General features: G+C 73.7%; 12 protein-coding genes and 1 riboswitch. Of the genes, 4 read left to right on the top strand and 8 right to left on the bottom strand.

All coding sequences use genetic code 11. The annotated features are described in order from the left end of the window. Positions 1–48 precede the first annotated feature (48 nt). Positions 49–1,884 carry an Rv2231c family pyridoxal phosphate-dependent protein CobC gene (gene cobC / locus ACFYWI_RS05305; protein WP_389225398.1) on the bottom strand — a complete coding sequence of 612 codons (1,836 nt, stop codon included), beginning with the start codon at positions 1,882–1,884 and terminating at the stop codon, positions 49–51. 99 nt (positions 1,885–1,983) lie between these two features. On the opposite strand from cobC, the gene ACFYWI_RS05300 reads away from it, so the two are divergent. After that, entirely contained in the window at positions 1,984–2,109 is a 126-nt protein-coding gene (locus ACFYWI_RS05300; RefSeq protein ID WP_389225395.1) for a hypothetical protein, read from the top strand. Positions 2,110–2,135: 26 nt separating this feature from the next. Here the strand turns inward: ACFYWI_RS05300 and ACFYWI_RS05295 are convergent, their stop codons facing one another. From ACFYWI_RS05295 to ACFYWI_RS05265, 7 genes are all read right to left on the bottom strand, one after another. Then, positions 2,136–3,479, bottom strand: coding sequence for a cobyrinate a,c-diamide synthase (locus ACFYWI_RS05295; RefSeq protein WP_389225392.1), 1,344 nt, complete (start codon positions 3,477–3,479; stop codon positions 2,136–2,138). Further along, entirely contained in the window at positions 3,473–4,081 is a 609-nt protein-coding gene (gene cobO / locus ACFYWI_RS05290) for a cob(I)yrinic acid a,c-diamide adenosyltransferase (protein ID WP_389225389.1), read from the bottom strand. The genes ACFYWI_RS05295 and cobO overlap by 7 nt, the downstream gene beginning before the upstream one ends. Next, positions 4,081–6,336, bottom strand: coding sequence for a putative cobaltochelatase (locus ACFYWI_RS05285; protein ID WP_389225386.1), 2,256 nt, complete (start codon positions 6,334–6,336; stop codon positions 4,081–4,083). Before ACFYWI_RS05285 ends, cobO begins: the two co-directional genes overlap by 1 nt. A gap of 205 nt (positions 6,337–6,541) precedes the next feature. After that, positions 6,542–8,089, bottom strand: coding sequence for a cobyric acid synthase (locus ACFYWI_RS05280; RefSeq protein ID WP_389225383.1), 1,548 nt, complete (start codon positions 8,087–8,089; stop codon positions 6,542–6,544). Beyond that, positions 8,086–9,105, bottom strand: a complete 1,020-nt coding sequence (locus tag ACFYWI_RS05275; protein ID WP_389225380.1) for a cobalamin biosynthesis protein — start codon at positions 9,103–9,105, stop codon at positions 8,086–8,088. Before ACFYWI_RS05275 ends, ACFYWI_RS05280 begins: the two co-directional genes overlap by 4 nt. Before the next feature lie 108 nt (positions 9,106–9,213). After that, a riboswitch (cobalamin riboswitch) is annotated at positions 9,214–9,350 on the bottom strand. A gap of 152 nt (positions 9,351–9,502) precedes the next feature. After that, positions 9,503–9,724, bottom strand: a complete 222-nt coding sequence (locus tag ACFYWI_RS05270) for a hypothetical protein (RefSeq protein ID WP_389225377.1) — start codon at positions 9,722–9,724, stop codon at positions 9,503–9,505. A gap of 12 nt (positions 9,725–9,736) precedes the next feature. Beyond that, the gene (locus ACFYWI_RS05265; RefSeq protein WP_389225374.1) at positions 9,737–10,984 is read right to left on the bottom strand and encodes an anion permease; all 1,248 of its coding nucleotides are present in this window, start codon (positions 10,982–10,984) and stop codon (positions 9,737–9,739) included. A 242-nt stretch (positions 10,985–11,226) separates the two neighbouring features. Here ACFYWI_RS05265 and ACFYWI_RS05260 point away from each other — a divergent pair, with 242 nt between their 5' ends. From ACFYWI_RS05260 to ACFYWI_RS05250, 3 genes are all read left to right on the top strand, one after another. Continuing rightward, positions 11,227–11,886: a class II aldolase/adducin family protein gene (locus ACFYWI_RS05260; RefSeq protein WP_389225371.1), complete on the top strand. Its 660-nt coding sequence runs from the start codon at positions 11,227–11,229 to the stop codon at positions 11,884–11,886. 266 nt (positions 11,887–12,152) lie between these two features. After that, on the top strand, positions 12,153–13,280 hold the full coding sequence (locus ACFYWI_RS05255; protein ID WP_389225366.1) for an alpha/beta hydrolase: 1,128 nt from the start codon (positions 12,153–12,155) through the stop codon (positions 13,278–13,280). Between the two features lie 89 nt (positions 13,281–13,369). Beyond that, positions 13,370–14,815, top strand: a complete 1,446-nt coding sequence (locus ACFYWI_RS05250; protein WP_389225363.1) for a hypothetical protein — start codon at positions 13,370–13,372, stop codon at positions 14,813–14,815. The last annotated feature ends 10 nt before the right edge of the window (positions 14,816–14,825 follow it).

Below are 14,825 nucleotides of genomic sequence, written 5' to 3'. Positions count from 1 at the left end.
GGGTCACCTCGGTCGCCCCGGTACCCGTGCCCCCGCCGGCTACCCGGGTCACCTCAGTGGGCCGACCATCGACAGCGCCTGGTCGAGCGCCTGCAGAAAGCGGTTGGTCGTCACCCGGTCGCGCACCGCGAGCCGCAGCCAGTCGGTGTCCAGCCCCGGGAAGGTGTCTCCGCGCCGGGCCGCGAACCCGAGCCCCCGCAGCCGCTCGCGCACCTCCGCGCCGCGCCGCACCCGTACGAGCACGAACGGCCCCTGAGCCGTCTCCACCGCCCGTACCTCGTCGAACTCGGCCAGCCCCGCCAGCAGATGGGCCCGCTCCGTCGCGATGCAGTGCGCGGCCAGCTCGGCCTCCGCCAGCGCATCGTGCCCCATACAGGCCTCGGCCGCGGCCAGCGCGGGTGTGGAGACAGGCCACAGCGGCTGCGCCTGCTCCAGCGCCGCGTTCGTCTCCGGTTCGGCGAGCACATAGCCGATGCGCAGACCCGCGAGTCCCCAGGTCTTGGTGAGACTGCGCAACACCACCAGGCCCGGCACATCCGTACGCCCCGCCAGCGTCTCGCGCTCGCCCGGCACGGCGTCCATGAACGCCTCGTCCACCACCAGCACCCGCCCGGGCCGGGCCAGCCGGGCGATGTCGTCGGCCGGATGCAGCACGGAGGTGGGATTGGTCGGATTGCCGACCACCACCAGGTCCGCCTCCTCGGGCACGGCCTTCGGATCCAGCCGGAACCCGTCCTCCTCGCGCAGCAGCAGCCGCGCCACCTCGTGCCCCGCGTCCCGCAACGCCGCCTCCGGCTCGGTGAACTGCGGATGCACGACAAGGGGCCGGCGTACCTCGAGCCCCCGAGCGAGCAGCACGAAGGCCTCCGCGGCACCGGCCGTCAACAGCACCCGCTCCACGGGCAGCCCGTGACGCTCGGCGACCGCGGCCCGCGCCGCGCGGCCGTCCGGATAGGCCGCGAGCACGGCCAGGGATCCCGCGATGCGATCGCGCAGCCAGGCGGGCGGCGTGCCGGTTCGCACATTGACGGCGAGATCGATCAGGCCCAGCGCTCCGTCCCGTACCTCGGCGTCGCCGTGGTGGCGCAGATCGTGTCCGTCGGTGACGACGGGTCTGGGTGGGCCGGGCGGGCGGGTCATGGGGGACTCCTGGGTGTGGGGGCGGGCAGGCACGGAGCACATACGGCGGGAAACCGCGCCGGATGAGGGCGGTCCGGCGGCACGGCCGGCCCTCACGACGGTCATCATGTCCGGTGCGGCTTGATCGAGTCCGGCGAGTACAGGGCCCCGGCCGGATTCGAACAGTTCCATTGGGTCGTACGGATCCGAGGGGCCGTTCGTTCCCGGCGCGCCGTACGGGTTCGCGGGACCACATGTCCGCGGCGTGGTCCCCGGATCGGAGGGACGGCCGGGCCGCGCGGGACGGGACGGCTGCACGACGTCGTACGACTCCGGGGGCGTGGTCGCCGGCGTCCCCGGCTCACCCTGCTCCCTGCGGCGCGCCACCGCGCATGTCGCCCCGGCCGGTCCCCTCGCCGGGCTCGACCTCCGCTTGGGCACCAGCAGTTCGCCGCCGCCCGCGAGCGCCGCTGCCTCGGCGACCGACGGCGTCCCCACTGCCCCCAGCACCGCCTCCGAGGGGTTCGGCACCTCGACCGCCGCCAGCCGTGCGGCGCTGTACGTCACCAGCGGCACGCCCAGCCGCTCGGCGGCGCCCACGATCCCCGGCTCCCGCCCCTTCGTGTCGACACTCGCCAGCTCCACGACGTCCGCGGCCGAAAGGCCGGCCTCGGCCAGAATCCCGACGACCAGTTCCAGCACCTCGCCGACGGACACGCCCCTGGACGCGCCGACCCCGACGACATGGACGGCGGCACCGGCCATGAGCGGGGCTCCTCTCGTGTCGAGCGATCTGTTCTCGTGCCGGGCGATCTGCGAGCTCCCGGGTCAACGAGGTGATGCGGACCGGTCGGTACCGGTGATGTGACGTACACCGGCCTGTACGGGAACACCCGGCGCAAGGGCGTCGTGATGCCGATCGCCGACGCACTCGCCCCCGTCCTGGGCGCGGCCTCCATGGTGCTGTGCACGGTCGGCCTTGCCGAGTGAGAACGCGGTGTGGCCCCTTGTCCGTCTCACGGGGCGCAGGCCGCGACGAACCGGGCGACGACCTCCGGCCGCGAGGCCCAGTGCGTATGCAGATAGCTCGCGTGCACGCCCTGCTGCACAAAGCCTTCGACCCGGCGCTCCGGGCGCACCATGCCCCACGCAGGTGTCGGCCCGGCGCCCGGCTCCAGCACGGTCCGGTGGAACTCATGGCCGCGCAGCCTGGTCCCCGCCGCGGCCAGCGGACTGTCGCCCACCGCGACGGCCTCCCGGTACCCCAGCGTCAGCCGCCCCGACATGCGCGCATCGGCGTCCAGGACCCCGCACATCGGCTTTCCGTCCAGCGAGCGCGCCAGATACAGCAGTCCCGCGCACTCGGCGGCGACGGGCGCACCGGAGCGGGCCAGAGCCGCGACCGCCTTGCGCAGCGGCTCGTTGGCGGACAGCTCGGGCGCGTACACCTCGGGAAAGCCGCCGCCTATGACGAGGCCGGCCGTCCCGTCCGGGAGCTGCTCGTCCCGCAGTGGGTCGAACGTCACCACGTCGGCGCCCGCGGCGGCGAGCAGCTCGACATGCTCCGCGTACGAAAACGTGAACGCAGCCCCGCCGGCCACCGCGACCACCGGCCGGCGCCCGCCGTGCGCCCGCTCGGCCACCGGCTCCCACGGGGCGTCCGGCAGCGGGGGAGCGGAGCGCGCCAGAGCCAGCAGCCCCTCCATGTCACAGCCCGCCCGCACCTGCTGCGCCATAGCCGCGACCGCGTCGAGAGCCTCGACGCGGCGCTCGGCGACCGGCACCAGACCCAGATGACGGGACGGAGTGCCGACCCGGTCCTCGCGCCGCAGCGCACCGAGCACCGGCACGCCCGACTCCGCCAGTGCCTCGCGCAGCAGCGACTCGTGCCGGTCGGAACCCACCTTGTTGAGGATGACCCCGCCGAGCCGCACCTGCGGGTCCCAGGAAGCGAACCCGTGCACCAGCGCCGCCACCGAGCGGGACTGCGAGGAGGCGTCCACGACCAGTACGACGGGCGCCCGCAGCAGCTTGGCGATCTGTGCCGTCGAGGCCAGTTCGCCCTGGCCCGAAGCGCCGTCGTACAGGCCCATCACCCCCTCGACCACGGCGACATCACAACCCGCGGCGCCATGGGCGAACAGCGGGGCGATCAGGTCCGTGCCGCACAGATAGGAGTCGAGATTGCGGCCCGGCCGTCCGGCCGCGAGCGTGTGGTAGCCCGGATCGATGTAGTCGGGGCCGACCTTGTGCGGGGACACGGCAAGACCAGCCTCGACGAACGCCGCCATCAGGCCCGTCGCGACGGTGGTCTTGCCGCTGCCCGACGAGGGTGCGGCGATGACGAGACGTGCTACCACTCGATGCCCCGCTGGCCCTTCTGACCGGCGTCCATCGGGTGCTTGACCTTGGACATGTCGGTGACCAGATCGGCGAAGTCGATCAGCTTCTGCGGTGCGTTGCGGCCGGTGATCACCACATGCTGGGTGCCGGGGCGGCTGCGCAGGACGTCGATCACCTCGTCGGTGTCGATCCATCCCCAGTGCAGCGGGTACGCGAACTCGTCGAGCACGTACAGCTTGTGCGTCTCGGCCGCCAGGTCCCGCTTGACCTGCTCCCAGCCCTCACGGGCCTTGTCCTCGTTGGACTGTTCGCCCTCGGCGGGGGCGCGCTGGATCCACGACCAGCCCTCGCCCATCTTGTGCCAGGCGACGGTGCCGCCCTCGCCGCTCGCGCCGAGCACCTTCAGCGCGTTCTCCTCGCCGACCTTCCACTTCGCGGACTTGACGAACTGGAAGACCCCGACCGGCCATCCCTGGTTCCAGGCCCGCAGCGCGAGCCCGAACGCGGCGGTTGACTTGCCCTTGCCGATGCCCGTGTGGACGAACACGAGCGGACGGTTGCGGCGCTGGCGGGTGGTGAGCCCGTCGTCCGGTACGACTGACGGCTGTCCCTGTGGCATTAGGCGGCCCTCCTGCTGATGGCAGATACGTCTCGAACGTCTTTGACGAGCCCGGCGATCGAGTCGGCGCGCAGCTCGTCGAGCGTGACGGCGGTGCCGCCGAGTTCACCGGCGAGGGAACCGGCCAGACCGAGCCGTACGGGCCCGGCCTCACAGTCCACGACGACGGCCGCGGTCCCCTCGGCGGCGTGCAGCCGCGCGGCGCGCAGGGCGAGCGCGAAGGCGTCACCGTGCTGCCCGCCGCCGGCACCGGCAGCGCCCCGCCGGGCGCCTGGGGCACGGCCGGGCATACCGCCCGGTGCATGCGTGAGTGCGCCGGCCCCAGCCGCGAGCGGGTCCATGCCCCCCGGTCCGCCGGGAGCCCGGCCCGCTGGTCCGGCCGCGGGACCCGCAACGGCAGGGACCGCAACGGACGCCCGGTCCCTGCCGGGGCGCCCGGCACCCGCGGCGGCCGACGCCGTCGCGCGGCCGTCCGTCACCACCACCAGCAGGGGGCGGCGCGACGGATCACGCAGGCGCTCGATGCGCAGCACGTCATGGGCCTTCAGCAGGCCCGCCGCCAGCGGGGTGCGGCCGCCCGTCGGCAGCAACTCCAGCCGCGCCGCCGCCGCGTCCACCGACGACGTGGGCGGGAGAGCCAGCTCCGCGTCCTTGCCGCGGAAAGTGATCAGCCCGACCTTGTCGCGCCGCTGGTACGCGTCCAGCAGCAGCGAGAGCACCGCGCCCTTCACCGCGCTCATCCGCTGCCGGGCCGCCATCGATCCCGAGGCGTCCACCACGAACAGCACGAGGTTTCCCTCGCGCCCCTCGCGGGTCGCCTGCCGCAGATCGTCGCGGCGGACCACCAGGCCGGGCCCGCTGCGGCCGCGCGCCCGCTGATGGGGCGCGGCGGCCAGGACGGTGGCCGTCAAGTGCAGCTTGGTGAGCGCGCCCCGGGGGCGCCTGGCACCGGTCGTCCGTCCGTGCTCGGTACGCGCGCGGGAGCGGCGCCCGGCCGCGCCCTCGCCGAGACCCGGCACGCTCAGCATCTTCGTACGAAACGGCTCGGCGGCTCGTACGGGCTGCTGCTCACTGCCTCCGGGACCGGCCGGAGGGGCGGGGGCGTCGTCCCCGGACGGGGGCGGTGAGGACGCCTCCGGGGCGTCGGGGCCGCTGCTCTGCGGGGGCACTCCACCGCCACCGCCGTCGCCGGGGCCGCCACCGCCGTCCGGGCCGGGGTCCGGGTCCGGGTCGGGCTCGTCCTCGCCGAACTCCTCCAGCGTCTCGTCGAGCTTGTCCTCGTCGAGGCCCGGCGCATCGAAAGGATTGCGCCGCCTGCGGTGCGGCAGCGCCAGCAGCGCGGCCTGCCGCACGTCCTCCTCGGCGACCTCGGTACGCCCCGCCCACGCGGCCAGAGCGGTCGCCGTCCGCGCCATCACGATGTCCGCACGCATGCCGTCCACCTCGAACGCCGCGCAGGTCGCGGCGATCTGACGCAGCACCACATCACCGAGCTCCACGGCCGGCAGCAGTTCGCGCGCGGCCACGATGCGGGCCCGTAGCGCTGCCTCCTCGTCCGCCCAGCGAGCCGCGAAGCCGGCCGGATCGTCGTCGTACGCGAGCCGGCGCCGTACGACCTCCACCCGCCGGTCGGGGTCCCGCGACGCGGCGACCTCCACCGTCAGGCCGAAGCGGTCCAGCAACTGCGGCCGCAGTTCGCCCTCTTCGGGGTTCATGGTCCCGACGAGCAGAAAGCGCGAGGCGTGCCGTACCGAGACACCTTCGCGCTCGACGTACGAGGCGCCCATCGCGGCCGCGTCCAACAGGAGGTCGACCAGGTGGTCATGCAGAAGGTTGACCTCGTCGACGTACAGGATTCCGCGGTGCGCGTCGGCCAACAGGCCCGGTTCGAAGGACTTGACGCCGTCCGCCAGCGCCCGCTCGATGTCGAGCGCTCCGACGAGCCGGTCCTCCGAGGCGCCGACGGGCAGCTCGACCATCCGGGCCGGACGGGCGGTCCCGGGGCCGGTCTCGTGCGGCCCGTCCGGGCACTGCGGATCGGGCGCGGCGGGGTCGCAGGAGAAGCGGCAGCCCGCCACCACCGGCACCTCGGGCAGCAGATCGGCCAGGGCGCGCACGGCAGTGCTCTTGGCGGTTCCCTTTTCGCCACGGACCAGCACACCGCCCACCGCGGGGCTCACGGCGTTGAGCAGCAACGCCAGCCGCAGGTCGTCCATGCCGACGACCGCGGTGAACGGATAACGGGTGCTGCTCATGGGGTGATCACTCCTTCGAGTGGCTGTCGGGCCACGTATGCGAAGCCTTGCGGGCTGCCTGGCATGGCGAAGATCTTGTCCCCGCCGATGCGGGGACGGCCCGTTGCCGCGCGACTACTGGGTCGAGCGCTTACTGTGCTCCCGGCGCATGCGGGGACAACGCGGTCCCGGGCGCCCCTGGCGCCACATGCCCCCCGCCCCCGCCTCACGGCGCACCCGGCGGGATGAACGGCAGCCCGGCCGGCGGCCCCTGCTCGATCAGCCGCAGCAGCGCGTCCGTGTCGGCGTACTCCTCGATCAGGTCGCCGAGCCGGTCCAGCTGCTGCTCGCGCAGCGCGCCGAAGCTCGTGTCGGGAGCGGGCACGAACCGTCGCCCCGCCGCCGTGGCGACCTCCCGCAGGAAGGCCCGCCGGAAGCCGTCGCTCTCGAGGGACCCGTGCCAGTGCGTGCCCCACACCGAGCCGACCCGGCAGCCGTCCAGGCTGTGTCCGTCGTCATCGGAGATGAACCCTTCGCCGCCCAGGACCTCGGCGATGCCGTGATGGATCTCGTACCCCTCGACGCGCTCGCCCAGCGCCTGGCCCACCGGCCTTGCGAGGGTCTTCTCTCGGGCGAACCGCACCCGTACCGGCAGCAGTCCGAGACCGTCGACCTCCCCGGCCCTCGACTCGACGTCGTCCTCGATGCGCTCGCCCAGCGCCTGGTAGCCACCGCAGACGCCGAGCACCGGCCGGCCCTCCGCCGCCCGCCGCACGATCGCGTCCGCGAGACCGCGCTCACGCAGCCAGGCGAGTGCCCTGACCGTCCCACGGGTGCCGGGCACCACCACCAGGTCGGCGTCGACGAGTTCTTCGGCACGGTCCACGAACCGCACCACCACGCCCGGCTCGGCGGCCAGCGCGTCCACATCGGTGAAGTTGGACATCAGCGGCACGGCGCACACGGCGACCCGCAGCACGTCCTCGCCGACCGGCGGCGCGACCACCGACTCCCGTACGGCACCGCGCAGGGACACCCGCAGCCCGTCCTCCTCGTCGATGCCGAGCCCGTGGGCGTACGGCAGCACACCGAACGTGCGCCGCCCGGTGAGCCCGAGGAGCATGTCCAGACCCGGTTCAAGAAGCGTCACATCGCCGCGGAACTTGTTGACGAGGTACCCGGCGATCAGCTCCTGGTCCTCGGGGGCCAGCAGCGCCGTCGTACCGAAGAACTGCGCGAACACCCCGCCCCGGTCGATGTCGCCGACCACGAGCACCGGCAGCCGGGCCGCCCGTGCGATGCCCATGTTCACGATGTCCGTGCGCCGCAGATTGATCTCGGCAGGACTGCCCGCCCCCTCGCAGATCACGGCGTCATACGTGCCCCGCAGCTCCTCCAGGCACGCCAGGACCGGCTCGAACAGCTCCCGCTGCCGCCCTCCGTGGTAGCCGCGCGCGCTGAGCTCGCCCACCGGCCTGCCCATCAGCACCACTTGGCTGGAGCGGTCGCTGCCGGGCTTGAGCAGCACCGGATTCATCAGCGCGCTGGGCTCCACCCGGGCGGCCTGCGCCTGCATCGCCTGGGCTCGCCCGATCTCCGCGCCCTCGCGGGTCACGAACGAGTTGAGCGACATGTTCTGGCCCTTGAAGGGCGCGACCTTCACTCCCTGCCGTACCAGCCACCGGCAGATGCCGGCGGTGACGACGCTCTTGCCCGCGTCCGACGTGGTGCCGGCGACCAGCAGTCCCCCGCCGCTGCGTCCGCTCCCGCTCATCCCCGCCCCTTTCCGGCGCCGCGGCGCCGTGTCCCCGCCCCTGGGCCCGCCGCCACCGCGGTACGGGCCGGCCGTCCCGCCCGCACCGCTCCGTACGCCAGTCGGGCGCCCGCTCCGACCGCGAGGGCCAGCACGCCGACGCGCCGCGACAGCCGCACGGCCCGTTCGATGTCCGTGAGCCGGACCGGCCGGCCCGAGCCGCCCAGCACCGGGCGGTGCTCGATGCGGCCGCCGTAGGAGAGGGTCCCGCCCAGCCGTACGCCGAGCGCGCCCGCGAACGCCGCTTCCACCGGGCCCGCGTTGGGGCTCGGATGCTTCTTCGCGTCGGCCCGCCACGCCCGTACGGCGCCCCGCGGATCGTCGCCCGCGAGCACCGCGAGAGCGGCAGTGAGCCGGGCGCCCGGCCAGCCGGCCAGATCGTCCAGGCGAGCCGAGGCCCACCCGAACCGGCGGTAACGGGGCGACTTGTGCCCGACCATCGCGTCCAGGGTGTTGACCGCCCGGAAGCCCACCAGACCCGGCACTCCGGCGAGTGAGCCCCACACGAGAGCGCCGACGACCGCGTCGGAGGTGTTCTCGGCGACGGACTCGACGACGGCACGGGCGATCTGCTGCTCGTCGAGGGACTGAGGGTCGCGTCCGCACAGATGCGGCAGCCGCTCGCGCGCCAGCTCGGTGTCACCGGCGGCCAGCGCGTCGCCGATGGCCCGGGCCTCGCGGCCGAGGGTGGTGCCCCCGACGACGGACCAGGTGGCGGCGGCGGTCAGGGCGAGCGATGCGGTACGGGAACGGAGCGCGGCCCGGGCCGCCAGCGCGCCCGCGGCCACCGCGCCACCGGCGCACACGGCGGTGTGCAGGGCGCCCCGGCCGCGGTGGTCACGCCACAGCACACGCTCGACGGCGCCCGCCGCCCGGCCGAAAACGGCGACCGGATGACCGCGGCGAGGGTCGCCGAGCAGCGAGTCGATGACGAGACCGGCGGCGGCGCCGTACACGAATACACGGTCGGCACGCATGGATTCAGCGACCCCTTGCGCTTTCGGCCCGCCCGCAGGGGGGCTGAGCAGACACGGCTGAACCGCAGCCAGGCATGGCGATGAGTCCTCACTCAGGGTCCGCGCCCTGGTTCGACGTGACCGGCGGTGAGAGTTCCTGGCTCCCCGGGGACTGCTCCTCGGGTGACAGTGGCGGGACCGCGCCGGATTTGCACCGGACTTCCTCTTCTGCCGCCGTAGATGGCCCCGGCAGTCCACCACGCGCGCGAACGCCCGTCAACTCACCCTTGACCTGCGGCGGGACAGTGTGCCGAGCCCCACACAGGGGCCCGTACCCGGGGACGCGCGAAGGCCGGTCCCGGTCCACCGGAGGATGGACGGGAACCGGCCTGTGAGGCTCGTGCGGTGCTTCCGGCCGTCAGCTGACGATCAGGTAGATCCCGTACGCCACGGCCGCCGCGCACAGCGCGAAGGAGGCGTACGCGCCGGTGCGGGCCAGTGCCGCGGAGCCGCCGCCCGATGCTGCCGCCTCGTGCTTGGTCAGGCCCACGACGCCCAGGGTGAACAGGCCCACCAGGGCGACGGTGGCGACGAGGCTCACGCCGAAGACGGAGCCGAGAGCTGCCCAGTCGATTTTCATGCTGCTGCTTCCTTACACCGTGGCCGGGCTGTCGACCGGCTCGGCCGGGGGAGCGGCCGGGGCGGGGATGGTGGTCTTGAGGTCCTGCGCGGGGGTGCCCGCCGGCGGCGGGGTGACGGCCGCGATGGCGGTCGTGACAACGCCCGCGGGCTCCTCGGCCCCGGTGTCGTTGACGTTGGTGTGGTCGATGACCTGGCGGCGGGAGATGAACCAGATCGCGATGCAGGAGGCGACCAGGAAGACGGCGACGGCCGCGACACCCCAGTCACCCTGCTGGGTGACGAACTCCGCACCCGCCGCGACGAGGCCCGCCGCCGGCAGGGTCAGACCCCAGGCGACGAACATCCGGGTCGCGGTCGACCAGCGGACGACTCCGCCCTTGCGGCCGAGGCCCGCGCCCATCACCGCGCCGGAGCACGAGTGCGTGGTGGACAGGGAGAAGCCGAGGTTGGAGGAGGCGAGGATGACGCTGGCCGCGCTGGTCTGGGCGGCGAAGCCCTGCTGCGGCTGGAGGTCGGTCAGGCCCTTGCCCATGGTGCGGATGATGCGCCAGCCGCCCAGGTAGGTACCGAGGGAGATCGCCAGACCGGCGGTCAGGATGACCCACAGCGGAGGGTTCGAGCCCGGGGCGAGCACACCGCCGGCGACGAGCGCCAGCGTGATGATGCCCATCGTCTTCTGGGCGTCGTTGGTGCCGTGTGCCAGCGAGACGAGGCCCGCGGAAGCGATCTGGCCGGAGCGGTAGCCCTTCGCGGTGGCCTTCGAGTCGGCGTTCCTGCCGAGCCTGTACGTCAGCCGGGCGGCGAGGAAAGCGGCGATACCGGCCACCAGGGGCGCGGCGATCGCGGGGATCAGCACCTTGGTGACCACGACCGGGCCGTTGACGCCGCCGAGGCCGACCGAGGCGACGGTGGCGCCGATGAGGCCGCCCATGAGGGCGTGCGAGGAGCTGGACGGCAGGCCGATGAGCCACGTCAGCAGGTTCCAGAGGATGGCGCCGACGAGCGCCGCGAAGATGACCTCGGGTGTGATGCCTGAATCGTCGACGAGGCCGCTGGAGATCGTCTTGGCGACCTCCACGGACATGAAAGCGCCGACCAGGTTCAGAACGGCGGACATGGCGACCGCCGTCTTGGGCTTCAGTGCGCCGGTCGAGATGGTCGTCGCCATCGCGTTGGCGGTGTCGTGGAAACCGTTCGTGAAATCGAACACGAGAGCTGTCACGATCACAATCGCGAGCAGCAGCGTGATGTGTTCCATTTACCCAGGCAATCGTTCGACGTCAGTGGCTGGACGAACGTAGGCAACCTGAGTGAACGGAAGATGAACTGAGTCCGGCGTTGTGGTGTCTACAAGTGAGGAAACGCAACTCCGCTTGCGAAGCGGAGGCTTCACCGAGGCCTCGGAAGGCCTGTGGAGTCTGTTCGAGCCGCCCCCGGGGACGGCTGCGACGGCTCGTCCCCCGGCCGCGACTCGCCGCCCGTGACTGAGAGAATCGCCACATGACGGAGCAGGGGCGGGACGCGATGGAACGGGCATGGCAGGACCTCGTGGCGACGGCACGCAGGACGGCCTCCGAGGGACTGGTGGTCGGCACATCCGGCAATGTCTCGGTACGGGTCGGTGAGACCGTCCTGGTCACCCCCAGCGGGGTTCCCTACGACCGCCTCACCCCCGAGGACGCCGTCGGCGTCGACCTCGACGGCGTCCGGCTCTTCGGCGCCCTCGCCCCCACCAGTGAGCTGCCGCTGCACCTCGAGGTCTACCGCAGCACCTCCGCCGGGGCCGTGGTGCACACCCACGCCGTGCATGCCACCGCCGTCTCCACCCTCGTCCCCGAGCTCCCCCCTGTCCACTACATGACGGCCGCGCTCGGAGGCCCGGTACGCGTCGCCCCCTACGCCCTCTACGGCACCGACGAACTCGCCGCGAACATGCGGGAGGCCCTGCGCGACCGCACCGCATGCCTGCTGCGGAACCACGGCACGGTCACCTACGGGGACTCCCTCGACCAGGCCTACGACCGCACCGCCCAGCTGGAGTGGATGTGCCGGCTCTGGCTGACCGCCTCGTCCGTGCCGGGACACACGCCCACCCTGCTGTCCGGGGCCCAGTTGCGCGACGTGGCCGAGCAACTTCGGGGTTACGGCCAGTCCCGCTGACGCCGCCCCCGCCCGGCCCGCGCCTCGGTCCGCCTGTGCGGCCACCGGCCTTCCTGCCCGGTCCTCCCGCCTTGTCCCCGCGGGCCCGCCCGCGGCCTCGGTCCGCCTGTACGGCCCGCGGACCTTCCTGCCCGGCCCGGTGCGTCCTGCTTTTCGACCCTGTCCCCGCACCCCCGGTCACCCGGTCCACCCCGTGCCCCGATCACCGGCGCATGTCGGCCGGGTCCTGCACTGGCAGCGGGGCCTGCGGCTGCCACACTGGACGGGTGCGCCTGGCTAAAGCGACGGCAGCCGCCGTCACCACTCTGATCGGCGTCGGTGCGGCCGCAGTAGCTGCCGGCCGCTACGCGAGCAGCGCCGCGCTCAAGGCACCGGCAGGGCGGCCTCTGCCCGGCGACCCCCCGCTCACCGTGCACGAGACCGTCGGCGACCGCATCATCCTGACCCGCAGTCTGGCCTCCCTGCGCCCCGGCACCTACGGACTCGAGGGCTCCGGCGTCCATGCCGTCGTCGGTCCCGTCCTCGAAGAGGTCCCGCACTCCGCCGACACCGTGGTACGCCGCCTGGAACGCGTCGCCCGTGGCCGCCTGGAACCCGGCACCCGGGTTCGGCTCACGCCCCAGGTGTACAACGGCACTCCGTCCGAGGCGCTCGGTATCGACTGCACCGAGGTCTTCGTCGCCGGCGAACTGGGCGCACTGCCCGCCTGGTTCGTGCCCGGCCCACGTGCCACCTGGGTCATCACCGTGCACGGCCTGGGCACGACCTGGGAACACCCTCTGAACGTGCTCGAGTTCCTGCACGGCCAGCAGTTCCCGGTCCTCGATCTGGCCTACCGTGGCGACGCCGGCGCACCCCGGCCCCCCGACGGGCTCGGCCACCTCGGCGACTCCGAATGGCGCGACCTGGACGCGGCCGTCCGCCATGCGGTGCGGCACGGCGCCCAGCGCGTCGTCATCCACGGCTGGTCCATCGGTGCCTCGATGGCCCTGCACGCCGCCGCCAACTCGGCGCTGCGCGACCGGATCAGCGGACTCGTCCTGGACTCGCCGGTGCTCGACTGGCAGGTCACCCTGCGCTCCCTGGCCGCCGCGAGGGGCACCCCCGCACCGCTGCTGCCCCTGGCCGTCAGAGCGGCACAGGGCAGGACCGGACTGCACGGCGACCGCCTGCTCCAGGCCGCCGACCCCGCCGCCCTGAGGGTGCCGACCCTGATCTTCCACGGCCCGCACGACACCCTCGCCCCGTGGCAGCCCTCCCGTGAGCTGGCGGCCCGGCGACCCGAACTGGTCAGCCTCCACCCCGTCCCGAACGCCCCGCACGGCGCCATGTGGAACGCCGGACCGGCCCGCTACGAAGAGGCCCTCCGTCGCTTCCTCACCCCCTTGATGTAGTGCCTGTGGCCCCCGGTGGGGCGACCGCCGGGCCCGGCCGGACAGGTTCCGTTTGGGCTTTCGGGCCGTCAACGGGAAGACTGCACCCCGTGACGTCCCGAAAGCCTGATGAGCAATTGGCGCGCAACTCCAGACTCCGTCTTGTCCGCCCGCGATCCCTGGCCACCGCACGACGGGCCGTGACGACCCGGCGCACCCGGACGGCGCCCAGGCCGCCCGAGGGCACTCCCTCCCCGGCAGAGCTGGCCCGCCAGGCCAGGGCGCTCCTCGCCGACGCCGTACGCATCGCCCGCTGGGCCTGCGTCGAGCACGACCCCAGCACCGCCCCGCTCACCGCCCGCGCCCGGGAACGCGTCGCCGCCGCTCTGGAACTGACACCCGACCAGGTCCGCGCCGGCTGGGACCGCGCCCGCCTCGCCGGCCTGGTCGAGCTGCACGGCGACACCGCCCGCCCCGGCTGGCGGCTGCGCGCCTGGGACCGCGACGACATGGCAGTCCTGCGGGGCTGGGTCGCTCTCTTCGATGCCTGGTCACTGGTCCATCCGGCCCCCGGGGACATCGCCCCGACCGCGGTGGCCGAGGTCGTCGAGGCCGTGCCCCAGGTGCTCTCCCTCCTTCAGCTCTCGGCCGGCCCCGTACCTGTACCGGCTCTGCTCGATCTGCTGCAGCAGCGGGTCGCCGAGCTGCGCGAGGAACGCTGCGAAGTCCCCTACACCGCGCCCGGCGACGCGCACCCGGCCGTGCCCGCCGCCTCCGGGACGGCCCCCGCCGGGTCCGAAGGGGCCCGGCCCCCCGGAGCCGGCGACGGCGTCCCCGTCTCCGTCCTGCTCGACTGGGCCCTCGAGGGACTGTCCGCCGTCGGCGCCCTGACCCTGGAGCGCGGCCAGGCGGCCACCCTCACCCCGCTCGGCAACTGGGCGGTCTGGGTCAAACTCGAGCAGATCTGCGTCGCCGCCCAGAGTCCCGCGGGCAACATCGAGCAGTCCGCCGAGGACATGCTGCGCGGCTGTGCCCGCCTCACCCCCGGCCCGGCCCGCGCCGAATACCGTGCCTGGCTCGCCGCACGCACCGTCTCCGGCGCCGTCGGCGAACTCCTCGTCGTCGCCCGCGGCGAGGACGCCCTGCTGCGCGGACTCGCCTTCGAGGCGCTGCGCGTCGTCGGCGCCCCCGCCGAGAGCGAGGTCCGCGCCGCCGCCACCGAGCCCTCCCTGCGCCCCTACGCGCTGCTCTGGCTCGCCGAGTACGAAGGCGCCGACGCCGAGGACGCCGCCGACATCCTCACCCGCGAGGAAGCCACCTGGCTGTGGGTGGACACCGCGGCGGCCGTCGCCGACCACGGTGAGCCGCAGCTGCTGTTGCGCCACCTCGACTCCGCGGTCCAGGGCACGGTCCCGGCACTCATCGAGGAGGTCCGGGCCGGCGGCCACCCCCGCACCGTCCAGGTGCTGGTGGCCCTGGCTGCCGCGCACCCGGACCCCGCGCTGGCCAAGGCCGTGCGCCGGGCGGCGTTCCAGGTGCACACCGGAGGCGCCTGAGCCGGGGCGG

It is taken from the genome of Streptomyces sp. NPDC002889 (assembly GCF_042888425.1).
Classification (GTDB): Bacteria; Actinomycetota; Actinomycetes; order Streptomycetales; family Streptomycetaceae; genus Streptomyces.
Note: the sequence above shows the minus strand (reverse complement) of the source record. Positions and strands in the feature narration are given on the sequence as shown.

Excerpts from the sequence above, each read along its gene's own strand:
- ACFYWI_RS05280 (WP_389225383.1), bottom strand. The coding sequence starts at position 8,089 with ATGAGCGGGAGCGGACGCAGCGGCGGGGGACTGCTGGTCGCCGGCACC.
- ACFYWI_RS05265 (WP_389225374.1), bottom strand. The coding sequence starts at position 10,984 with ATGGAACACATCACGCTGCTGCTCGCGATTGTGATCGTGACAGCTCTC.
- ACFYWI_RS05270 (WP_389225377.1), bottom strand. The coding sequence starts at position 9,724 with ATGAAAATCGACTGGGCAGCTCTCGGCTCCGTCTTCGGCGTGAGCCTC.
- ACFYWI_RS05275 (WP_389225380.1), bottom strand. The coding sequence starts at position 9,105 with ATGCGTGCCGACCGTGTATTCGTGTACGGCGCCGCCGCCGGTCTCGTC.
- ACFYWI_RS05260 (WP_389225371.1), top strand. The coding sequence starts at position 11,227 with ATGACGGAGCAGGGGCGGGACGCGATGGAACGGGCATGGCAGGACCTC.
- cobO (WP_389225389.1), bottom strand. The coding sequence starts at position 4,081 with ATGCCACAGGGACAGCCGTCAGTCGTACCGGACGACGGGCTCACCACC.
- ACFYWI_RS05285 (WP_389225386.1), bottom strand. The coding sequence starts at position 6,336 with ATGAGCAGCACCCGTTATCCGTTCACCGCGGTCGTCGGCATGGACGAC.
- cobC (WP_389225398.1), bottom strand. The coding sequence starts at position 1,884 with ATGGCCGGTGCCGCCGTCCATGTCGTCGGGGTCGGCGCGTCCAGGGGC.